The following is a 20,481-nucleotide window of genomic DNA, read 5'->3' as shown; positions in this document are numbered from 1 at the left end:
GTACTGCACCGCGTCGGGCCGTGCCTACCTGAGTGCGCTGCCGGAAGACGAAGCGCGTGCGCGCATCGAGGCCTCGGATCGCGTGGTCCACACCACGCGCACGCGCACCGACGTCGACGAGATCATGGACGCCCTGCGCGTGGCGCGTGCACGCGGCTACGCCACGAACGAAGAAGAGCTGTTCCTCGGCGACATGACCATCGCCGCACCGGTGCTCGGCAGCCAGGGCCGGCCCGTGGCCTCGGTGCACGTGGTGGCGCCGACCAGCCGCTGGACCATGGAGGAGGCCGAGCGCAAGCTGGCGCCTGCGCTTCTGTTGTGCGCGCGCTCCCTCACCAGTTCGGCGCGCAGCGTGGACTGAGGCTCGGCGCCCTCAGTCGATTCTTCGTCTACTTCTTGGACTGCTGGATGTCGCCGAGGCACAGGAACTTCAGCTCGAGGTAGTCGTCGATGCCGTGGTGGGAACCCTCGCGGCCGAGCCCTGACTGCTTCACGCCGCCGAACGGGACGTGCTCGGTGGCGATGACGCCGGCATTGATGCCGACCATGCCGTACTCCAGCGCCTCCGCCACCCGGAAGATGCGGCCGACGTCGCGGGTATAGAAGTAGCTCGCCAGACCGAACTCCGTGTGGTTCGCCGCATCGATCGCTTCCTGTTCCTCGTAAAACCGGAAGATGGGCGCAAAGGGACCGAAGGTTTCTTCGCGCGCGCATTGCATCTCTGGCGTGGCATCGGCGACGACGGTCGGTTCAAAGAACTGCCCGCCCAGGGCCTTGCCGCCTGCCACGATGCGCGCGCCCTTGGACACCGCGTCATCCAGGTGGCTCTGGACTTTCGCGACAGCGGCCGGCTCGATGAGCGGGCCCTGCACCACGCCCTCATCGAAGCCATTGCCGACCTTCAGCGCACTGACCTTCGCCGCGAACTTCTCGACGAAGGCGTCGTAGACCGCGTCCTGCACATAGAGGCGGTTGGCGCAGACACAGGTCTGGCCGGCATTGCGGAACTTGCTGGCCAGGGCGCCTTCCACGGCGGAGTCGAGGTCGGCGTCGTCGAACACGATGAAGGGCGCGTTGCCGCCCAGCTCCAACGACATTTTCTTTACCGTGGGCGCGCTTTGCGCCATCAGGATGCGGCCGACTTCCGTGGAGCCCGTGAAGCTGATGTGGCGCACCACATCCGAAGCGCACAGCGTCTTGCCGACCGCGATGCTGTTGCCGCTGTCGGCCGTCAGGACATTGATGACCCCGGCCGGCACACCGGCGCGCACCGCCAGTTCAACGGCAGCCAGCGCCGTCAGCGGGGTCAGCTCCGAAGGCTTGACGATGACCGGACACCCGGCGGCCAAAGCCGGCGCCACCTTGCGGGTGATCATGGCCAGCGGGAAATTCCAGGGCGTGATGGCGGCGCAGACGCCCACGGCCTGCTTCAGCACCATCAGGCGGCGGTTGTTGTCGAACTGCGGCAAGGTTTCGCCGTTGACCCGCTTGGCCTCTTCGGCGAACCATTCGACGAAGCTGGCGGCATACGCCACTTCACCCTTGGCCTCGGCGAAGGGCTTGCCCTGCTCGGCCGTCATGATGCGGGCCAGGTCTTCCTGGTGAGCCATCAGCAGCGCGAACCACTTCAACAGGATGGCGTGGCGCTGCTTGCCGGTGGTGGCACGCCAGGCGGGCCAGGCCTTGTCGGCTGCCGCGATCGCCAGTTCGGCATCGGCCGCACCGAGATTGGGCACGTCGGCGAGCTTGAGGCCCGTGGCCGGATCGCTGACGTCGAAGCGGCTGTGGCCGGCGACCCACTGGCCGTCGATGAGCGCGTCGCGCTGGAGCAGGCTCGGGTCGTTCAGGCCAAGAAGCGGAGAAGTGAGAGAGGTCATGGTGATTCCAGTGCTCATGCCATCACATAGACCTTGCGCAGCTTTTCGGACACCACCCAGGTGCCCTGCGTGTTCGGCGGAACCACCAGGAGATCGCCCGCACCGAAGCTCAGCGCGGGCCCATCGGTTTCGGTGAACGTGGCCGCGCCGGACAGGATGAACATCAGCTCGCCCTTGGGCGTCGCGCGCTCGAAGGTGCCCACGTCGCTCTCCCAGACGCCGAACTCCAGCGGCTCCCGTTCAGGCATCGAGAATTTCTGGCTCCCGCGGCTCGGGTCGTGCGCACCGACGGTGAGAGCGAAATCCTGCAAGCTTTGCTGGGTGAATTTTTGAATCGTCATGAGATGGATGGGTTGGAATCGTTGGCCGCAGGCCGGATGGACGGCGACGCGGCGGATTCTTCATGTCCGATTCAGTGTTGAAAATGGCTCGATATCGCCACTTGTTTGCCATTTCATGAAAGTGAATGGCAGCGCCAAGCCCCGGCCGCGCGGGGCCGATCTCGATGCGGATGCGGATGTCTGCAGTGGGGAGGGCGCGTTCAGCGACCCTCGCCGGTTCGCCTCAGAGCACTTCGTCCCGCAGCTGCGGGAACACCTTCGACACCTTGGCCAGCAGGTAGTCGCCATAGCGGCCGCTGAAGGCATGCACGTTGGCGCGGTCCCAGCGTTCGGCGCTGTCGTCCAGCGCCTCGGCGCCGGCCAGGCCTTCGATGCGCTGCACGCGCGCTTCGAAGTTCGGGTCGAAGAACAGCGGGAACGACAGCCGGTCGCGGCCCGAGGTGTTGCGCTTCACTCGGTGCGGGGTCGACTTGTAGAGCCCGCCGGTCATGCGGTCGAGCATGTCGCCGATGTTGCAGACGAAGGCGCCGGGCACCGGCGGCGCGTCGATCCAGCCGCCCGGCGTGTGCACCGCGAGGCCGCCGACGGTGTCCTGGTGCAGGATCGTGAGCAGGCCGTAGTCGGTGTGCTCGCCCACACCCCATTGCACGTCGAGCCCCTCGGGCACGGCCTGCGTCGGGTAGTTGAAGAGGCGGAACAGGATCAGCGGGTCGGCCGTGTAGCGTTCGGCGAAGTAGTTCGCGGGCAGGCCGAGGCTCAGCGCGATGCCTTCCATCAGCCGGTGGCCCAGCTGCGTGACGGCGTCCATGTACGCGAGGATGGTCTCGCGAAAACCCGGCACGTCGGGAAAAAGGTTCGGCCCGTGCACCGGCGTCTTCGCCTGCACCAGCGGGTGGTCGGCGGGCAGCTCGGTGCCCAGGTAGAGGCCTTCCTTCCAGTCGGGGCGGCCTGAGGTCAGCTCGCCGCCGCGCGGGAAATAACCGCGCCAGGCACGGCCGCCCAGGGCCATGCGCCATTGCATCTTGGTTTCTTCGGGCAGGTCGAAGAACTGGTGGCTCAGGTCTTCGAGCCGCTGGATCAGCGCTGGGTCGACGCCGTGGCCCGTGACGTAGAAAAAACCGTGCGCGCGGCAGGCGTCGCCGATCTGCGCCGCCACGCGTGCGCGTTCGGGCGTGCCGGCCACGAGCGGCGCGACGTCGATGAGGGGAAGGGATTGGTCGGTCATGCGTCTCTCGAAAAAGGCGAACGGATGTCGGACAGAAACTGCTGCGCGCGCGGGTGCTGCGGGCGGTTGAAAAAATCGTCGGGCGTGGCGCGTTCGAGCACCTGGCCCTGGTCCATGAAGAGCACGCGGTCGGCCACCTCGCGCGCGAAGCCCATCTCGTGCGTGACGCAGACCATGGTCATGCCGTCGCGCGTGAGGTCGCGCATCACCAGCAGCACCTCGCCGACCATCTCGGGGTCGAGCGCGCTGGTGGGCTCGTCGAACAGCATCAGCGGCGGCTTCATGGCGAGTGCGCGCGCAATGGCCACGCGCTGCTGCTGACCACCCGACAGCTCACCGGGCCACGCATTGGCCTTGTTCGCGAGGCCCACGCGCTCCAGCAGTGCCATCGCGCGCGCGTCGGCCTCCTTGCGCGACAGGCCGTGCAGCTGCATCGGCGCCATGGTGCAGTTCTGCAGCACGCTGAGGTGCGGGAACAGGTTGAATTGCTGGAACACGAAGCCGATGCGCGAGCGAAACGCGTTCACGTCCAGGCCGGGCGCGTGGATGTCCTGCCCGTCGAGCGTGATGCGGCCCGACTGGATCGGCTCCAGCCGGTTGAAGGTGCGGATCAGCGTCGACTTGCCCGAGCCCGAGGGCCCGCACACCACGACCACCTCGCCCTTGTGGATGGTCTCGGTCACGTCGACCAGTGCGTGGTAGCTGCCGTACCACTTGTTGACTTGTTGGAGTTCGATCATGCGGGCACCTTGAGGGGCGCGGCGGGAAGGCCGCGGCGCGCGAGCCGGCGCTCCAGCCAGTAGGCGAAGCGCGAGAGGCCGAAGCACAGGATGAAGTAGGTCAGGCCCAGGATCAGGTAGATCTGCGCCGGCTTGGTGAACACCTGCGTGTTGATCTGCGTGGCAATGAACGACACCTCGGCCAGCCCGATGATGTAGCCCAGCGAGGTCTCCTTGATGGTCGAGACGAACTGGTTCACCAGCGAGGGCAGCATGCTGCGCAGCGCCTGCGGCAGCACCACGAGGCGCATCGCGCCGATGTAGCTCAGGCCGAGCGCGCGCGCGGTTTCCATCTGCCCGCGCGGCAGGCCCTGGATGCCGGCGCGCACGATCTCGGCGAGGTAGGCGGCATCGAAGATCACGAGCGCGATCAGCATGGTGGTGAACTGGTCGGTCTTCACGCCCGTGACGCTGGGCAGGAAGAAGTAGGCCCAGAAGATCACCATCAACAGCGGCAGGCCGCGCACCACGAACACCAGCGCCGTAACGGGCCAGCGCACCCAGCGCCACGGGCTCACGCGCGCCAGGCCCAGCACGATGCCCAGCGGCAGCGCGAGCACGAGCCCGCACGAGGCCAGCAGCAGCGTGAGCACCAGGCCGCCGAGCGGGCCGTTGGGGTACTGCCCAATAAGGAAGTAGACCCAGTAGTCGTTGATGATTTCCAACATGACGACCGCGCCTTCAGATGGTCCGCACCGGGAACCGGTGGTGGTACCAGGTCGCAAGCCCGGTGATGGCGAGCGACACCGTGAGGTACGCCGCACTCGCGAACGCGAACGACTCGAAGCTGCGGAAGGTCGCGCTCTCGACCTGCCCGGCCTGGTACATCAGCTCGGCCACGCCGATCACCGTGGCGATCGAGGTGTTCTTCCACAGGCTCAGCGTCTGCGAGATGAGCGGCGGCACGGTCACGCGCAGCGCCTGCGGCAGCACCACGCGGCGCATGGTGGCCAGGAAGCTGAAGCCCAGCGCGCGGCCGGCCTCGAACTGCACGGCCGGGATCGAGCGGATGCCGCTGCGGATGTCTTCGCCCATGAAGGCGGCCGTGTAGAGCGACAGCGCGACGATCGCGCTGTAGGCCTCGATGTGGCCTTCATAGAGCCAGGTCTTGATGCCTTCGGGCAGCATCTCGGGCGCGCCGAAATACCAGAAGAGCATGTGGGCCAGCAGCGGGATGTTGCGGATCGATTCCACGTACGCAAAGCCGAGCCAGCGCAACGGCGCGAGCGGCGAGAGCCGCAGCAGCGCCACCACCAGCGCCAGCGGCAGCGCAAAGACGAGCGAGACGCAGAGCAGCTGCAGCGACAGCCACAGGCCCGCGACCAGCATGTCGTGGTACTGGCCGGTGAGCAGCAGCGAATAGTCGAACAGGGGCATGGGGGGCGACAGTATCACCGTCGCGAGGGGAATCTTCACCCTCCCCGCTGGGGGAGGGTGGGGGTGGGGGCACGGCGGCGATCGATGCGCCGCGGCCTGTGCGAAGGCTGTCAGCCCCCATCCCGGCCTTCCCCCAGAGGGGGAAGGAGAAAGTCAAAAGACAGCTCAGTCGATCTTGTCGGTTTCCAGCTTGAAGTCGCGCGTCTGGAAACCCGACGCCGTGTTCGGGCCGTACCACTTGATGAAGATCTTCTGCGCTTCGCCCGACTTCTCGAGTTCGCGCAGCGTGTCGTCCACCACGGCCTTCAGGCCGCTCTCGCCCTTCTTGATGCCGATGGCCAGCGACTCGGTGCTCAGGTTCTGCTTGAGCACCACGTACTGCGCCTTCTGCGGGCCCAGCTTGGCGTAGCTGCGCAGCAGCGCGGCCTCGTCGTCCACGTAGCCCACGCCCTTGCCCTGCTGCAGCGCCTGGAAGGCCTGCTGGCTGGTGTCGAAGGTCACGACCTCGGCGGTGGGCACGGCCTTGCGGATGTTGGGTTCCTGCGTGCCGCCGCGGATGGTCAGCACCTTCTTGCCGCCGAGCTGCGGCACGTCGGTGATGCCGCTGGTCTTCTTCACGACGGCCTTCTGGCCGGTGACGAAGGTGGTGAGCGAGAAGTCGATCTGCGCCTCGCGCTCCTTGTTGTGCGTGAGGCCGGCGGCCACCAGGTCCACGTGGCCCTGCTGCAGTTCGGGAATGCGCGCGGCCACGGCGATCTGCTTGAGCACCGGCTTCACGCCGATCTTTTTCGCAATGGCGTTCACCAGGTCGACCTCGTAGCCGACGATCTGGCGCGTCTTCGGATCGATGAAGGTGGCGGGCTCGTCGGTGCCGAGCACGCCGACCACGAGTTCGCCCTTTTTCTTGATGTCGGCGAGCTGGTCCGCGTGGGCGGCAACGCCGGTCAGCAGGGCGGAAGCGGCAAGGGCCGCGGCAAGCAGGGTGTGGCGCATGGTGGGATCGTCCTCTCTCCAGAGTGAAATTCAGGCCGGAACCATATCAATAAAACCCAAGATTATTAAATCGTCAATCGACATATGCATATGGGGCTGATGAATCGGCCTGTTGCCGGCTGGGTTAAATTCGCGACGCCGCGACGTGCCCTGCCGCCGTCCCCCGAATGTCTTACCGAGCGAGCTTTTCATGATCATCCAACCCCGCGTGCGCGGCTTCATCTGCGTCACCACCCATCCCGTGGGCTGCGAAGCCAATGTCCGGCAACAGATCGACTACGTCAAAGCCAAGCCCCCCATCGCGGGCGGCCCCAAGCGTGTGCTGGTGATCGGCGCCTCCACCGGCTACGGCCTGGCCGCGCGCATCACCGCGGCCTTCGGCTGCGGCGCCGACACGCTGGGCGTGTTCTTCGAACGCGCGGGCAGCGCCACCAAGCCCGGTTCGCCCGGCTGGTACAACACCGCCGCCTTCCACCGCGCCGCCACGGCCGAAGGGCGCTACGCCAAGAGCATCAACGGCGACGGCTTTTCCGACGCGGTGAAGCAGCAGACCATCGACACCATTCGCGCCGACCTCGGCCAGGTCGACCTCGTGGTCTACAGCCTGGCTGCGCCGCGCCGCACGCACCCGAAGACGGGCCAGGTCTTCAACTCCGTGCTCAAGCCCATCGGCAAGGCCGTGACGCTGCGCGGCCTGGACACCGACAGCGGGGCCGTGAAAGAGTCGGTGCTCGAGCCCGCCACGCAGGAAGAAATCGACAACACCGTCGCCGTCATGGGCGGCGAAGACTGGCAGATGTGGATCGACGCGCTGCAGCAGGCCGGCGTGCTGGCCGACGGCGCCAAGACCACGGCCTTCACCTACCTGGGTGAGCAGATCACCCACGACATCTACTGGAACGGCTCCATCGGCGCCGCCAAGAAGGATCTGGACGAGAAGGTGCTGGACATCCGCGCGCAGCTGGTCGCCAAGGGCGGCGACGCGCGCGTGTCGGTGCTGAAGGCGGTGGTCACGCAGGCCAGCTCGGCCATTCCGATGATGCCGCTGTACCTGTCGCTGCTGTTCAAGGTGATGAAGGCCGAAGGCACGCACGAAGGCTGCATCGAGCAGGTGCACGGCCTGTACGCCGACAGCCTGTACGGCGCCACGCCGCACCTGGACGATGAAGGCCGCCTGCGCGCCGACTACAAGGAGCTGGCACCGCAGGTGCAGGCGCGCGTGCAGGAACTCTGGCCGCAGGTGACTGGCGAGAACCTCAACGAGTTGACCGATTTCGCGGGCTACAAGACCGAGTTCCTGCGCCTGTTCGGCTTCGCCGTCGACGGTGTGGACTACACGGCCGACGTGAGCACGGATGTGGGCATTCCCGATCTGATCCAACTCTAGAGCGTCCCGAGGGGATACTCCCGCCCATGCAGATTCAAGACAAACCGCCCGCCGGCACGCCCTTCGAGTGGATCGGCGGCGAGCCGAAGGTGGCGGCGCTGGTCGAGCGCTTCTACGACCTGATGGACCTCGAGCCGGCCTACGCGCAACTGCGCGCCGTGCACGGCACCGACCTGGACAACGCGCGCCAGCGCCTCTTCTGGTTCCTGTGCGGCTGGCTCGGCGGGCCCGCCCACTACACCGACCGCTTCGGCCACCCGATGCTGCGCGCGCGGCACATGCCGCAGGCCATCGGCGGCCACAGCATCGGCATCAAGGAACGCGACCAGTGGCTGGCCTGCATGGACCAGGCGATGGGCGAGACCGGTGTGCCTGAAGACCTGCGCGCACGCCTCAGGGATTCCTTCTTCAAGACCGCCGACTGGATGCGCAACCGCGGCGAGTGACCTCGACAACGATTCCCGAAAGACTGTTCTCCATGAATTCCATCGTCATCATCGGCGGCGGCCACGCCGCGGCCCAGCTGTGTGCGGGCCTGGCCGAAGCCGGGCAGGGCGCGCGCGTGCACCTGGTCTGCGAAGAGGCCTGCGAGCCTTATCACCGCCCGCCGCTGTCGAAGGCTTTTCTCAAGAGCGCCGAAGAAACCACGCAGCCGCACAAGGCCGCCGACTGGTACCGCGAAGCGGGCATCACGCTGCACCTGGGCGATGCCGCCGTGGCCATCGACCGCGAGGCACACACGGTCACGCTGCGCTCGGGCGCGGTGCTGCCGTGGGAGCGCCTGGTGCTGGCGACCGGCACGCGCGCACGCCAGATGCCTGGCCTGCAGTCGGGCCTGGAAAACGTCGCGAGCCTGCGCGCTGCCGACGAGGCGCATCGCCTGCGCACGCGGCTGGCGGATGCGCAGCAGGTCACGGTGCTGGGTGGCGGCTTCATCGGCCTCGAAGTGGCGGCCACCGCCAAGGCGCTCGGCAAGACGGTGCAGGTGATCGAATGCGCGCCGCGCCTGCTGGGCCGTGCCGTGTCGCCCGAGCTGTCGGCGCACGTGCTCGCCACGCACCGCGCGGCCGGCATCGACATCGTGCTGGGCGCGCAGACCGGCGCCTTCGAGGTCGTGGGCGACCGGCTCGTGTCGGTTGAAGTCAACGGCACGAAGCAGCCGATCGACCTGCTGCTGCTGGGCATCGGCGCGGTGCCAGAGACCGCGCTCGCGCAGGCCGCGGGCCTCGAGTGCGCCGACGGCATCGTGGTCGACGCCCAGATGCAGACCAGCGCGGCCGACGTGCTCGCGGTGGGCGATTGCACGCGCTTCCCCGACCGCCGTGCGGGCCGCGCGCTGCGGCTCGAGTCGGTGCAGAACGCGAACGACCAGGCGCGCACGGCCGTGGCCACGCTGACCGGCGCCGCACGCGATCACGACGCGGTCGCGTGGTTCTGGTCCGACCAGGGCGGCCTGCGCCTGCAAATGGCGGGCCTCATGCCGGCCGAAGGCACGCCGGGCCTGGTGAGCGTGCGCCGCGCGGGGCCGAAGCCCGAGGCGTTCTCGCTCTTCCACTACGTCGACGGCCAGCTCGTGTGCGTCGAATCGGTGAACGCGCCGGTCGATCACATGATGAGCCGCAAGCTGCTCGAAGCGGGCCGCAGCCCCGCGCCCGAGGCGGTGGCGGATGCGGCGGTACCACTAAAGAATCACCTGGCCTGAACCTGGTGTAACTGCTGTCGCAACGGCGCTGCACGGCAGGCCCGGATTCACCGGTCTGTCACCCTGCTTTCGGAGACTGGCCTTCCTCATATCCGTAGGGAGACCTCTCGATGAACAACGCAGTGGCCGCGTCGCTTGCGCGCCTCGCCCCCATGTCCACCTGTGCCGCCGTTCTGGCCGCCGTGCTCACCGCCTGTGGCGGTGGCAACGGGGGCGGCACCACCTTCCCGCCGATCGTTCCGCCCCCTGCGCCGGCACCCGCTCCGGCGCCCGTGGCCGCCGGCACGCGCACCACGGTCGCGCTGCTCGAAACGACCGACCTGCACTTCAATGTGCGCAGCTACGACTACTTCAAGCTCGCCGAAGACAAGTCGTACGGCTACGAGCGCACCGCGACGCTCATCAACGCCGCGCGCAAGGAGTTCGCGAACACGATGCTGTTCGACAACGGCGACACCATCCAGGGCACCGCGCTGGCCGACTACGAGGCGCTGGTCAGCCGCATCCCGTGCACGCAGCCGCTGTCGATGTACAAGGTGATGAACGCCACCGGCTACGACGCCGGCACGCTGGGCAACCACGAGTTCAACTACGGCCTGGACTTTCTCAACCAGGTGCTCGGCGGCGGCCTCGATGTCGAGGGCGTGGACGGCAGCAAGAAGTGCGCGGGCCCCAGCTTCCCGATGGTGGTGGCCAACGTGCACAGCCTCAAGAGCGGCAAGCCGCTCGTGGCGCCGTACACCATCGTCACGAAGCAGTTCACGGCCACGGCGCCTGACGGCAAGAGCGTGACGGTGCCTGTGAAGGTCGGCGTGATCGGCTTCACCACGCCCGGCATCATGAACTGGGACAAGCGCTTTCTCGAAGGCAAGCTGCGCACCGAAGGCGCGGTCGAAGCCGCCAAGCGCTACGTGCCCGAGCTGCGCGAGAAGGGCGCCGACATCGTGGTCGCGCTGCAGCACGGCGGCCTCGACGGCTCGCCGTATTCGCCGACCATGGAAAGCCCGGGCCTGTACCTGTCGAAGGTGCCCGGCATCGACGTGCTGATGATGGGCCACCAGCACGGCCTGTTCCCCGACCGAGGCGCCAAGCCCGGCTACACGCAGGCCGGTGTCGACAACGCCGCCGGCACCGTCAACGGCGTGCCGGCCGTGATGCCCAGCTCGTGGGGCAAGGCACTGGGCCTCGTGAAGCTCGAGCTGGTGTGGGACGGCAAGGCCTGGGGCGTCGACAAGAGCAAGACGCTGGTCGAGGCGCGCTCCACGCAAACCGGCAAGGACAGCCAAGGCAAGGCCGTGTACGTCGATGCCGACCCGAGCGTGGCGCCGCTGGTTGACACCCAGCACCAGGCCGCGATCGACTACGTGAAGACGCCGGTCGGCACCACCGACTTCCGCATGAACACCTTCTTTGCCGACGTGGGTGACCCGGGCGCGATCCAGATCGTGAACCAGGCGCAGGCCGACTACGTGAAGACCTACCTCCAGGCCAACCTGCCGCAGTACGCGAGCCTGCCGGTGCTGTCGGTGAGCGCGCCCTTCAAGTCGGGCTTCGAAGGCGGGCGCGACTACACCGATGTGGCCGTGGGCAACCTCGCGATCTTCAGCGCCGCCGACCTGTACCTGTACCCGAACACGGTGTACGCGGTGAAGGTGACGGGCGCCGAGATCAAGGGCTGGCTCGAAGCCGCGGCGAAGCGCTTCAACAAGATCGATCCGGCCGCGACAGCGGACCAGCCGCTGATCAGCACCTTCCCGGGCTACAACTTCGACATGTTCACCACGCCCGACATGCAATACGAAATCGACGTGACGCAGGCCGTGGGCAGCCGCATCAAGAACCTCATGTACCTGGGCGCACCCATCGACGCGGCGCAGGAGTTCGTCATTGCGACGAACAACTACCGCGCGACCAGCGGTGCGAGCTTCATTCCGGCGCTGGACGGGCGCGCGACGATCTATGCCTCGCCCGATGCGAACCGCGACGTGTTGATCGCCTATATCAAGGCGAAGAAGACCATCACGCGCGCGGCCAACGGCGCGGCGCGCAGCTGGCGCTTCACGCAGGTGACGACCGCGGGCAACGTGACGATCACGTCGGGGCAGGGGCAACTGAGCGCGGCGACGGACGCGGGGCTCGCGAACATCTCGTTGCTGACGGCGGATGACGGGAGCGGCAAGGGACGGTCGGTCTACAAGGTCGATCTGAGCAAGTGACCTGAATGTCTCCCTCCCCCGCTGGGGGAGGGCAGGGGTGGGGGCTCGCGGCCTCCAACGCCGCGCAGCCTCGAAGGCCGCATGCCCCCATCCCAACCTTCCCCCGGAAGGGGAAGGAGCAAGACACGCAATTCAGCGCCGCACAGGCGCCAACAGCACCACCAGCGCCCCGGCCCCACCCTCCGCCGGCTTGGCTTGCACGAACGCAATCACCTCGTTCTTCTGGATCAGCCAGCGCTGCGTCTTGGTCTTGAGCACCGGCTGCTTGCCGGGCGAGCCCAGTCCCTTGCCGTGCACCACGCGCACGCAGCGCAGCCCCTGCTTGTGGGCATTGCGGATGAAACCACCCAGCGCCTCGCGCGCTTCGTCGCTGCGCAGGCCGTGCAGGTCGACCTGCGCCTGGATCGACCAGTCGCCCTTGCGCAGCCGCGCCGTGATCTCGGTGCCGATGCCGGGGCGGCGAAAGCTCATGGCGTCGTCGACATCGAGCAGCGTGGTCACGTCGAACTCGTCGGACAGCGACTCGCGCAGCACGCGCTGCTCGTCGAGCTGGTGCTGGAACGGAATGGGCGCGGGCGGTTCGGGCGCGAGCGGCACCGCGGCCTTGCGGCGCAGCGGTTCGGTGGCGCCGATGGCGCGCGTGAACAGGTCTTTCTCGGCGGCACGCTTGCGCTCGGCCGCGGCGCGCGCGGCGGCCTCGGCGGCTTCGCGCTCGCGGGTTTCGGCGAGCACGCGCTGCACCTGCTTGAGGTCGGCGAGCGTCTTCAGTGCGGGGGGACGGGAAGATGAAGCCATCAGATCAGTCCCCGTTCCGCCATCGAGAAGCTCTGGCCCGGGCTCACGATGACGTGGTCGAGCACGCGCACGTCGACCAGTGCCAGCGCGGCGCGCAGCGTTTGCGTGAGCGATTCGTCGGCGCGCGAGGGCTCGATGCTGCCGCTCGGGTGGTTGTGGGCCAGCACCACGGCTGCGGCCTTGTGGTGCAGCGCGCGGGTGACGACCTCGCGCGGGTAGACGCTGGTCTGCGTGAGCGTGCCGCGAAACAGTTCTTCGAGCGTGAGCAGGCGGTGCTGCACGTCCAGGAACAGCACCGCGAACACCTCGTGCGGGCGCGAGCCGATGTGCAGCTGCAGGTACTGCTTGACCGCTTCGGGCGAGTCGAACACCGTGCGCTCCTTCAGGCGCTCGCCCATGGCGCGGCGCGCCAGCTCGAGCACTGCCATGAGTTCCGAGCGCTTGGCGCTGCCGCCCATGCCCTTGACCTCTTTGAGGTCGTCGGGGGCGGTGTGCAGCAGGCCCGACAAGCCGCCGAAGCGTTCGAGCAGTTGCTGGGCCAGCTGGAGCACGTTTTTTCCGGCCACGCCGGTGCGCAGCAGCAGCGCCAGCAGCTCGGCATCGGCCAGCGCGGCGGCGCCCCGCGCCATGAGCTTTTCGCGCGGGCGGGCGTCGAGAGGGAGATCCTTGAATGCCATGAAACCCTGCTGAAACCTTGGCCGGGGCGAGATGTTGCCCCGATCCTTAAAATGAGGGTCAGTTTATCGGGACACCTCCCTCCTCTTTGCCCACCTTTGCTGCACCCATGTCCCAAGTTGTGACTTCCGGCTCCTTCCTGACCCTGCACTACCGGCTGGCCGGTCCGGCGGGCGACATCATCAACACCTTCGCCGACAAGCCCGCCACGCTGTCGCTCGGCACCGGCGAGCTTTCGCCGGCCATGGAGCAGCGCCTGATGGGCCTGGAAGAGGGCGCGCACGCCACCTTCGAGCTGCCGGCCGGCGAGGCCTTCGGCGAGCGCAACCCCGACATGCAGCAATGGGTGGCGCGCAAGCTGCTGGCACAGATGGGCGATCCCGACGAGCAGTACGCCGTCGGCGACGTGGTGCAGTTCCCCACGCCCGACGGCTCGGGCAGCTACGCGGGCGCGGTCGTCGAGTCGAACGAGACCGGCGTGCGCTTCGACTTCAACCATCCGCTCGCCGGCCAACCCGTCACCTTCGAAGTGAAGCTGATCGGCGTGCTATGAACCCCAACATCGAGGAAGTCCTTCTCGCCGAGCCGCGCGGTTTCTGCGCCGGCGTGGACCGCGCCATCGAGATCGTCGAGCGCGCCCTCGCCAAGTTCGGTGCGCCGATCTACGTGCGCCACGAGATCGTGCACAACACCTACGTGGTGAACGAGCTCAAGGCCAAGGGCGCGATCTTCATCGAAGAGCTGTCCGACGTGCCGCCCGGCTCCACGCTGGTGTTCAGCGCGCACGGCGTGAGCAAGGCCGTCGAGCAGGAGGCGCGCGACCGCGGCTTCTCGATCTTCGACGCCACCTGCCCGCTCGTGACCAAGGTGCACGTCGAGGTGGCCAAGCTCGCGAAAGAGGGCTACGAATTCATCATGATCGGCCACAAGGGCCATCCCGAGGTCGAAGGCACGATGGGGCAGCTGTCGAGCGGCATCCACCTCGTGGAAGACGTGGCCGATGTGGCCAATGCGTCGCCGCTGCAGACCGAGAAGCTCGCCGTCGTCACCCAGACCACGCTCAGCGTGGACGACGCCGCCGAGATCGCCGCCGCCGTGCGCGCGCGCTTCCCGAACGTGCGCGAGCCCAAGCAGCAGGACATCTGCTACGCCACCCAGAACCGCCAGGACGCGGTGAAGATCATGAGCCCGCAGGTCGACCTCGTGATCGTGGTCGGCAGCCCCACCAGCTCCAACAGCAACCGCCTGCGCGAACTGGCGCAGCGCCTGGGCACCGAAAGCTACATGGTCGACTCGGCCGACGAGCTCAAGCCCGAATGGTTCGAAGGCAAGTCACGCGTGGGCCTCACGGCCGGCGCATCGGCGCCCGAGGTGCTGGTGCACGAGGTGATCGAGCGCGTGCGCGCGTTCGGCGCCGTGTCGGTGCGCAAGATGGACGGCATCGAAGAAACCATCAAGTTCCCGCTTCCCAAGGGCCTCAAGCTCGACGACATTCCGCCCCCCGGGCACATCTCCTGAATCCCATGAAAAACACCAACTGGCGCTCCGAAATCGAGAGCGCCTCCCGCAGGCTGGGCGAACGCGCCGGCCATTTCCTGCGTGAAACGCCGCTGTGGAAACTGCCGGCCGCCGCCGTCGGCGTGACCGCGCCGGGCGCCGAAGTCTGGCTCAAGCTGGAGCACATGCAGGTCAGTGGCAGCTTCAAGGCCCGCGGCATGATGAACCGGCTGCTGGCCAATGACATCCCCGCCGCGGGCGTGATCGTTGCCTCGGGTGGCAACGCCGGCATTGCCACCGCCGCGGCCGCCAAGGCGCTGGGCGTGCCCTGCCAGGTGTTCCTGCCGGGCGTGTCGCCCGAAGCCAAGCGCGCGCGCCTGCGGGCGCTGGGCGCCGAAGTGGTCGTGGTCGGCGAGCTGTACCCCGACGCCCTGGCCGCCTGCCTGACGCGCCAGAAGGAAACGGGCGCCTTGCTCACCCACGCCTACGACCAGCCCGAAGTGGTGGCCGGTGCCGGCACGCTCGGTCGCGAGATCGAGGCGCAGGCTGGCCTGCCCGACGCCGTGCTGGTGAGCGTGGGCGGCGGCGGCCTGATCGGCGGCCTTGCCGGCTGGTTCGAGCAGCGCGCCCGCGTGGTCGCGCTCGAACCCGAAAAGGCCCCGACACTGTTCCGCGCCCGCGAGGCCGGCGAGCCCGTCGACGTGGACGTCGGCGGCGTGGCAGCCGATTCGCTCGGCGCGCGCCGCATCGGCGCCATCGCCTGGGAGATCACGCAGCAGCAGGTGCGCGATGCGCTGCTGCTGTCCGACGACGCCATCCGCGCTGCCCAGCAGTGGCTGTGGAAAGAGCTGAAGCTCGCCGTGGAACCGGCCGCCGCGCTGCCGCTGGCGGCGCTGCAGACCGGCGCCTACGTGCCGCGCGAGGGCGAGAAGGTGTGCCTGATCATCTGCGGGGCGAACGTCGATCCGGCCACGGTCGCCTGAGTCGCCGCAGTCGTGCGAGCGGGGAGGGCGGGCGCCGGCCGGGCGCCCACCTAAAATCTCCCCATGCTCGACATCACCCTGCTCCGCAAAGACCTGGCCTCCGCTGTGGCCGGCCTCGAAAAACGCAAGAAGAACCAGCCCTACCTCGACGTCTCGGCGTTCACCGCGCTCGAGGCCGAGCGCAAGACGCTGCAGACCCGCACCGAGGAAATCCAGGCGCGCCGCAACACGCTGAACAAGCAGATCGGCCCGCTCAAGGCCAAGGGCGAGTCGGTCGACGCGCTCATGGCCGAGGTCAACGCGCTCAAGGCCGAGCAGGAATCGCAGTCCAAGCGCCTCGAAGAAATCCAGCCCGAGCTGCACGCGCTGCTGCTCGCCGTGCCCAACCTGCCGCACGCCAGCGTGCCGCTCGGCGAGGACGAAGCCGGCAACGTCGAGATGCGCCGCTGGGCCCCGAAGGGCGGCGCCGGCGCCGACGCCACGCCGCTGGCCTTCGCGCCCAAGGACCACGTCGATCTCGGCGCGCCGTTGGGGCTCGATTTCGAGATGGGCGCCAAGCTCTCGGGCTCGCGCTTCTCCGTCATGAAGGGCCCGATCGCCCGCTTGCACCGCGCGCTGGCCCAGTTCATGGTCGACCTTCAGACCGAACAGCACGGCTACACCGAGTGCTACGTGCCCTACATCGTCAACGCCGCCACGCTCAGCGGCACCGGCCAGCTGCCCAAGTTCGAAGGCGACCTGTTCGCCGCGAAGAAGGGCGGCCAGGACGGCGAGCCCGCGCCCGATCATTCGGCGCTGTACCTCATTCCGACCAGCGAAGTGCCGCTGACCAACTTCGTGCGCGACGAGGTCGTGCCCGAGGCGCAACTGCCGATCAAGCTCACCGCCCACACGCCGTGCTTCCGCTCGGAAGCCGGCAGCGCCGGGCGCGACACGCGCGGCATGATCCGCCAGCACCAGTTCGACAAGGTCGAGATGGTGCAGGTCGTGCATCCCGAGAAGAGCTACGACGCGCTCGAGCAGATGGCCGGCCACGCCGAAGCCGTGCTGCAGGCGCTGGAGCTGCCGTACCGCGTCGTGCTGCTGTGCACCGGCGACATGGGTTTCACCGCCGCCAAGACCTTCGACCTCGAGGTGTGGCTGCCCGCGCAAAACACGTACCGCGAGATCAGCTCGGTGTCGAATTGCGAAGCCTTCCAGGCGCGCCGCCTGCAGGCCCGTTTCAAGAACGCCCAGGGCAAGAACGAGCTGGTGCACACCCTCAACGGCTCCGGCCTGGCCGTGGGCCGCGCGCTCGTCGCCGTGCTGGAGAACCACCAGAACGAAGACGGCTCGATCAACGTGCCTGCGGCGTTGCGTCCGTACCTCGGCGGCCTCGAAGTTTTGCGCGGTTGAAGCGCTGGGCGTCAAAAGTCAGATTTTTCTGGCTATAATCTGAGGCTCGACAGCACCGGAGAGGTGGCAGAGTGGTCGAATGTACCTGACTCGAAATCAGGCGTACTAGCGATAGTACCGAGGGTTCGAATCCCTCCCTCTCCTCCAAGAATGGCCCCGCAAGGGGCTATTTTTTTGCCTGTTCGTTCCTGAACAGCGCCTCGCAGGATCAAGGCCTCAGCCGTTCCGCCGCTGCAGTCCCGGGCGGATTCACCCCAAGACCTGCAGTTTTCGAGCGATGTCGAAGACGAGGCATGGTCACGACAGAACGCCGTGACCAATCCCCCCGCCCGTTCAGAACGGATAAACGGGCGTCTGCCCCTGCACCGACAACCACTGCCCCGTCGACAACTGGTTGGCCTTGCTGGCGCCCAAGGCATAGAAGCGCTGCGGCGCCATCGGCAGCGTCAGCGCCGCCACCGAATCCAGCGCCGTCTGCGTGAGCGGAACGCCGTACATCGAGAAGACGTTGCGCAGGTCCTGGCCGATGATCTTCGAGCTCAGCACGTACAGCAGTTCGTGGTTCGAAATGTCGTTGCTGGTGTAGCCGCTCATGCCGTAGTTGCCCGCGGTGTTGACGCTCCATTTCTTGGCGACCAGGCGCCCGCCCTTCGACAGCAACGTGAGGAACTCGATCGTGCTCGCGGCCGTGGGCTGGGCTTCGCCGTGGCGGGCCTGGGTGTAGAGAAAAGCCAGCTGGAAGTACATGGCGAGCATGGGGCTTTGCTCCGGGCCGCCCCAGAGCCGCGCCTGCATGTCGGCGCGCTGCGGCTCGCCGCTGAGCGCGCGCGCCCGGTTGTCCTGGATCATCTTGTACAGCGCCGCGTGGGCGGTGCGGGTGCCGCTGTCGTCCTCGCCGAGGACGGCATAGCGGCGCAGCATGTGCGCGCTGGACAGCGTGTTGTTGTCGCACTCGGTCGTGCAGCCCTTGTCGTCGATCACGATCTGCATCCAGGGCTGCACGGTGTTGTGGCCCAGCTCATGAGGCCAGCCCCAGCCGATGTCCATGGGCCAGTTGTCGGAGTCGATCGGGTGGCCCGAGCAACCACTGCCGCACCTCGGCAGCCAGCTCACGAAGTGCTGCACGCCCGGCGCGTTGTGCACGGCGTCGTCGCAGGCCCACGCGAAGCTGGTGCACAGGGTCGACACGGTGCTCGGCATCTTCATGTCGTTGTAGCCGTTGGACATGTGGTTGGTGTCCATGAGGATGCCTTCGATGCGCCGCGTGACGAGGTCCTGCGGCGTTCTCAGCGTGCCCGCCGGCATGCCCGACTTGAAGCTCTTGAGCGCGACGGCGATGGTCTGCTGCAGCTCGCCGCCGCGGAACTTGAAGGTCGACCAACCGTAGTCCTGGCGCTGCAGCGCGGCCATGGCGGCGTCCAGCTCGGCTTGCGCGGGCGTGCCCTGGCTGAAGTTGAAGTGGGCGTATTTGATGACGCCCTTGACGCGCAGCTTGACCTTCTGCCCGGCCGTGGCGCCGCTGTAGCTCAGGAACAGCGGGCCGCCGGACGGCGTGACGAAGTCGTTGACGGCATCGCGCTGCAGCGGCACGGTCCATGACGGCGCCTGGCGCGGGCGGATGTAGTTGCCGGCGTCCGTCAGCGGGTTGCCGTAGGTGCGCACATGGCTGGTCTGCACGCCGAGGGTCACGCCGACCGGTGCCTCGGCGATCTCGAGTGCCATGGCCTTGGCCGGAATGGCGCCACGGCCGATCGCCGTCTTGCCACTGCCTTGCGGGAGCGTGAGTTCGATGGTTTCGTAGTCCGTGCTCGTGGCAAGTTTCTGCGCGCCGGCGGGCATGTAGTCGCCCTGGCCGCCCGGTTGCGTCGTGGTCGCGGTGCGGCCATAGGCTTGCCACGAATCGGACGCATAGGCGCGCAGGAAGTTGGCCGCATCGCTGGTGCGGTTGATCTTGCCGTAGGCGATGTCGCGGCGCCATTCATCGGCCCACAGCACCAGCAGGCGCTGCAGTTCGGTGTTCTCCGTCTTGAAGAGCGACCGGCCGGCCAGCTCGGTGCTCGACAGGTCCTTGCGCGCCGCGTCGATCCCGACGATGGGCGCGTTGTCGACGGCGAAGTCCTGCGTGTACTTGTCCCGGGCGAGCCATTCGAGCGTGTGCACGAGGCTGCCGAGCTGGTCGGCGCGCGCCAGGGCGTCGGCAGCGGTGCGGCCTGCGCTCACGGAATAACCCGATGCTGCCGCAAAGAAGTTGCCGGGGTCGGCGGCGAGGTTCATGCCCAGGCTGGACAGCAAGCGCGTGCCGCCCGGGGCGGTCCACCAGCTGCTGTGCATGTAGATCACGGCCTTGCCGGCCTTCACGTAGCTTCGCACCAGCTCGCCCAGGGCCGGGTTGTCGGCCACGTTGGCACCGAAGACGAGCAGGTCGGCGTCGCGCCAGCAGGTGTTGGTGGGCGAGGCGATGTCGCACGCGATCTCTTGCGTCTTCTTCTGCAGGCGGGTCGCGAAGTTCTTGATGGCGCCCGCGTTGTAGCCCGCCTGGCTGAACTTGAGCGTGGCCGGCAGCGTGCCGTCGGCCTGCCCCGTCATCACCCAGGTGAAGGCGCGCGTGAACAGTGGCAAATGCTGCTGCTCTTTGGCCGTGCCGGCCATCCAGCCCAGCACGTCGGCACCGTAGGCCAGCGCGCGGCCGTCGCCCAGTTCGGCGATGGCCGCGATGCCTGAACCGTCGTCGGCGACGATGAACGGAATCGCCTGCGTGAGGCTGGCCGGCGTCAGCTCGGCGCTGTTCTTTTCGATGCTGAGCGCGAGGTTCGGCACCTGCCCCTTCGTGTTGTAGATGTCGGCCAATACCTGCTGCGGGCGCGCACGCAGTTCGATGGCCTTGCGCGTCGCGCGCTCCAGCAGCGTGGCGCGGTCCTCGGGCTGCAGGCCGCTCGTGTCTCCGCTGTCGAGTGCCGCGTCGACGCGGCTCACCGGCGGCGTGGCGCCATCGTCCGGCGCACCGGTGGACGTGCCCGGCGTGCCGGGCATGCCGATCCCGGCAAAGCCGGCGCCGCCGGAATCTCCGCCGCCGCCGCCACAGGCGGACAGGGCGAGGCAGGCGATCAGGGTCACGAGCTTGCGCGCGTGCGTCATGGTTCTTCTCCTTGTAGTTCTGACTTTTTGGACATGAGGCCGGAGGTGCGAGCGTGGTCGCACATCCCTGTCGCGATGAGACGCGACGCGCTGCTGCGGCGGTG

The 20,481-nt window shown here is 67.7% G+C and carries 19 protein-coding genes and 1 tRNA gene; 10 read left to right on the top strand and 10 right to left on the bottom strand.

Going from position 1 to position 20,481, the window contains the following annotated elements; all coding sequences use genetic code 11:
• Nucleotides 1-361: IclR family transcriptional regulator C-terminal domain-containing protein (locus AAG801_RS04805; protein ID WP_341887402.1), on the top strand; the 361-nt coding region annotated here is incomplete at its 5' end.
• A 28-nt stretch (nucleotides 362-389) separates the two neighbouring features.
• Here the strand turns inward: AAG801_RS04805 and AAG801_RS04800 are convergent.
• From AAG801_RS04800 to AAG801_RS04770, 7 genes are all read right to left on the bottom strand, one after another.
• On the bottom strand, nucleotides 390-1,877 hold the full coding sequence (locus AAG801_RS04800; protein ID WP_341887401.1) for an NAD-dependent succinate-semialdehyde dehydrogenase: 1,488 nt from the start codon (nucleotides 1,875-1,877) through the stop codon (nucleotides 390-392).
• A gap of 14 nt (nucleotides 1,878-1,891) precedes the next feature.
• On the bottom strand, nucleotides 1,892-2,218 hold the full coding sequence (locus AAG801_RS04795) for a cupin domain-containing protein (RefSeq protein ID WP_341887400.1): 327 nt from the start codon (nucleotides 2,216-2,218) through the stop codon (nucleotides 1,892-1,894).
• Nucleotides 2,219-2,441: 223 nt separating this feature from the next.
• The gene (locus AAG801_RS04790; protein ID WP_341887399.1) at nucleotides 2,442-3,443 is read right to left on the bottom strand and encodes an isopenicillin N synthase family oxygenase; all 1,002 of its coding nucleotides are present in this window, start codon (nucleotides 3,441-3,443) and stop codon (nucleotides 2,442-2,444) included.
• Entirely contained in the window at nucleotides 3,440-4,183 is a 744-nt protein-coding gene (locus tag AAG801_RS04785) for an amino acid ABC transporter ATP-binding protein (RefSeq protein WP_062469108.1), read from the bottom strand. Before AAG801_RS04785 ends, AAG801_RS04790 begins: the two co-directional genes overlap by 4 nt.
• A complete protein-coding gene (locus tag AAG801_RS04780; protein WP_341887398.1) occupies nucleotides 4,180-4,890 on the bottom strand; it encodes an amino acid ABC transporter permease in 711 nt (236 codons plus the stop codon). The genes AAG801_RS04785 and AAG801_RS04780 overlap by 4 nt, the downstream gene beginning before the upstream one ends.
• Nucleotides 4,891-4,903: 13 nt before the next feature.
• Complete coding sequence (locus AAG801_RS04775; RefSeq protein ID WP_341887397.1) at nucleotides 4,904-5,599, bottom strand: amino acid ABC transporter permease; 696 nt, start codon at nucleotides 5,597-5,599, stop codon at nucleotides 4,904-4,906.
• A gap of 165 nt (nucleotides 5,600-5,764) precedes the next feature.
• Nucleotides 5,765-6,592, bottom strand: coding sequence for an ABC transporter substrate-binding protein (locus tag AAG801_RS04770; RefSeq protein ID WP_099792087.1), 828 nt, complete (start codon nucleotides 6,590-6,592; stop codon nucleotides 5,765-5,767).
• A gap of 190 nt (nucleotides 6,593-6,782) precedes the next feature.
• Between AAG801_RS04770 and fabV the strand changes: the two genes are divergently transcribed.
• From fabV to AAG801_RS04750, 4 genes are all read left to right on the top strand, one after another.
• Entirely contained in the window at nucleotides 6,783-7,979 is a 1,197-nt protein-coding gene (gene fabV, locus AAG801_RS04765; RefSeq protein WP_341887396.1) for an enoyl-ACP reductase FabV, read from the top strand.
• 26 nt (nucleotides 7,980-8,005) lie between these two features.
• Complete coding sequence (locus tag AAG801_RS04760) at nucleotides 8,006-8,425, top strand: group II truncated hemoglobin (RefSeq protein ID WP_341887395.1); 420 nt, start codon at nucleotides 8,006-8,008, stop codon at nucleotides 8,423-8,425.
• A gap of 32 nt (nucleotides 8,426-8,457) precedes the next feature.
• Nucleotides 8,458-9,681 carry an FAD-dependent oxidoreductase gene (locus AAG801_RS04755; protein WP_341887394.1) on the top strand — a complete coding sequence of 408 codons (1,224 nt, stop codon included), beginning with the start codon at nucleotides 8,458-8,460 and terminating at the stop codon, nucleotides 9,679-9,681.
• A 110-nt stretch (nucleotides 9,682-9,791) separates the two neighbouring features.
• Nucleotides 9,792-11,897: a bifunctional 2',3'-cyclic-nucleotide 2'-phosphodiesterase/3'-nucleotidase gene (locus tag AAG801_RS04750; protein WP_341887393.1), complete on the top strand. Its 2,106-nt coding sequence runs from the start codon at nucleotides 9,792-9,794 to the stop codon at nucleotides 11,895-11,897.
• 132 nt (nucleotides 11,898-12,029) lie between these two features.
• Here AAG801_RS04750 and AAG801_RS04745 read toward each other — a convergent pair whose 3' ends face one another.
• Both AAG801_RS04745 and radC read right to left on the bottom strand, forming a co-directional pair.
• Nucleotides 12,030-12,692, bottom strand: coding sequence for a Smr/MutS family protein (locus tag AAG801_RS04745; protein ID WP_341887392.1), 663 nt, complete (start codon nucleotides 12,690-12,692; stop codon nucleotides 12,030-12,032).
• A complete protein-coding gene (radC, locus tag AAG801_RS04740; protein ID WP_099792078.1) occupies nucleotides 12,692-13,369 on the bottom strand; it encodes a DNA repair protein RadC in 678 nt (225 codons plus the stop codon). Before radC ends, AAG801_RS04745 begins: the two co-directional genes overlap by 1 nt.
• A gap of 107 nt (nucleotides 13,370-13,476) precedes the next feature.
• Between radC and AAG801_RS04735 the strand changes: the two genes are divergently transcribed.
• The 5 genes from AAG801_RS04735 to AAG801_RS04715 all read left to right on the top strand — a co-directional run bounded on the left by AAG801_RS04735 (nucleotide 13,477) and on the right by AAG801_RS04715 (nucleotide 17,389).
• The gene (locus AAG801_RS04735) at nucleotides 13,477-13,920 is read left to right on the top strand and encodes an FKBP-type peptidyl-prolyl cis-trans isomerase (RefSeq protein ID WP_101490227.1); all 444 of its coding nucleotides are present in this window, start codon (nucleotides 13,477-13,479) and stop codon (nucleotides 13,918-13,920) included.
• Nucleotides 13,917-14,885 carry a 4-hydroxy-3-methylbut-2-enyl diphosphate reductase gene (ispH, locus tag AAG801_RS04730; RefSeq protein ID WP_192193217.1) on the top strand — a complete coding sequence of 323 codons (969 nt, stop codon included), beginning with the start codon at nucleotides 13,917-13,919 and terminating at the stop codon, nucleotides 14,883-14,885. The genes AAG801_RS04735 and ispH overlap by 4 nt, the downstream gene beginning before the upstream one ends.
• Entirely contained in the window at nucleotides 14,882-15,847 is a 966-nt protein-coding gene (locus tag AAG801_RS04725) for a threonine/serine dehydratase (RefSeq protein WP_341887405.1), read from the top strand. The genes ispH and AAG801_RS04725 overlap by 4 nt, the downstream gene beginning before the upstream one ends.
• A 63-nt stretch (nucleotides 15,848-15,910) precedes the next feature.
• Nucleotides 15,911-17,242, top strand: coding sequence for a serine--tRNA ligase (serS, locus tag AAG801_RS04720; RefSeq protein WP_341887391.1), 1,332 nt, complete (start codon nucleotides 15,911-15,913; stop codon nucleotides 17,240-17,242).
• Between the two features lie 57 nt (nucleotides 17,243-17,299).
• Nucleotides 17,300-17,389 (top strand) — tRNA-Ser (locus AAG801_RS04715).
• Nucleotides 17,390-17,575: 186 nt separating this feature from the next.
• Here the strand turns inward: AAG801_RS04715 and AAG801_RS04710 are convergent.
• Nucleotides 17,576-20,377, bottom strand: a complete 2,802-nt coding sequence (locus AAG801_RS04710) for an ImpA family metalloprotease (protein ID WP_341887390.1) — start codon at nucleotides 20,375-20,377, stop codon at nucleotides 17,576-17,578.
• Nucleotides 20,378-20,481: the final 104 nt, after the last annotated feature.

The organism is Variovorax sp. YR752 (assembly GCF_943372545.1).
This window is presented reverse-complemented; position numbering and strand designations above follow the sequence as displayed.

Bases quoted from the DNA above. Each gene is read 5' to 3' on its own strand.
- AAG801_RS04780 (WP_341887398.1), bottom strand. From the start codon at position 4,890: ATGTTGGAAATCATCAACGACTACTGGGTCTACTTCCTTATTGGGCAG.
- AAG801_RS04755 (WP_341887394.1), top strand. From the start codon at position 8,458: ATGAATTCCATCGTCATCATCGGCGGCGGCCACGCCGCGGCCCAGCTG.
- AAG801_RS04795 (WP_341887400.1), bottom strand. From the start codon at position 2,218: ATGACGATTCAAAAATTCACCCAGCAAAGCTTGCAGGATTTCGCTCTC.
- AAG801_RS04735 (WP_101490227.1), top strand. From the start codon at position 13,477: ATGTCCCAAGTTGTGACTTCCGGCTCCTTCCTGACCCTGCACTACCGG.
- AAG801_RS04775 (WP_341887397.1), bottom strand. From the start codon at position 5,599: ATGCCCCTGTTCGACTATTCGCTGCTGCTCACCGGCCAGTACCACGAC.
- AAG801_RS04770 (WP_099792087.1), bottom strand. From the start codon at position 6,592: ATGCGCCACACCCTGCTTGCCGCGGCCCTTGCCGCTTCCGCCCTGCTG.
- AAG801_RS04790 (WP_341887399.1), bottom strand. From the start codon at position 3,443: ATGACCGACCAATCCCTTCCCCTCATCGACGTCGCGCCGCTCGTGGCC.
- AAG801_RS04750 (WP_341887393.1), top strand. From the start codon at position 9,792: ATGAACAACGCAGTGGCCGCGTCGCTTGCGCGCCTCGCCCCCATGTCC.
- AAG801_RS04745 (WP_341887392.1), bottom strand. From the start codon at position 12,692: ATGGCTTCATCTTCCCGTCCCCCCGCACTGAAGACGCTCGCCGACCTC.
- serS (WP_341887391.1), top strand. From the start codon at position 15,911: ATGCTCGACATCACCCTGCTCCGCAAAGACCTGGCCTCCGCTGTGGCC.
- AAG801_RS04760 (WP_341887395.1), top strand. From the start codon at position 8,006: ATGCAGATTCAAGACAAACCGCCCGCCGGCACGCCCTTCGAGTGGATC.
- AAG801_RS04785 (WP_062469108.1), bottom strand. From the start codon at position 4,183: ATGATCGAACTCCAACAAGTCAACAAGTGGTACGGCAGCTACCACGCA.
- AAG801_RS04800 (WP_341887401.1), bottom strand. From the start codon at position 1,877: ATGACCTCTCTCACTTCTCCGCTTCTTGGCCTGAACGACCCGAGCCTG.
- AAG801_RS04710 (WP_341887390.1), bottom strand. From the start codon at position 20,377: ATGACGCACGCGCGCAAGCTCGTGACCCTGATCGCCTGCCTCGCCCTG.
- radC (WP_099792078.1), bottom strand. From the start codon at position 13,369: ATGGCATTCAAGGATCTCCCTCTCGACGCCCGCCCGCGCGAAAAGCTC.
- ispH (WP_192193217.1), top strand. From the start codon at position 13,917: ATGAACCCCAACATCGAGGAAGTCCTTCTCGCCGAGCCGCGCGGTTTC.
- fabV (WP_341887396.1), top strand. From the start codon at position 6,783: ATGATCATCCAACCCCGCGTGCGCGGCTTCATCTGCGTCACCACCCAT.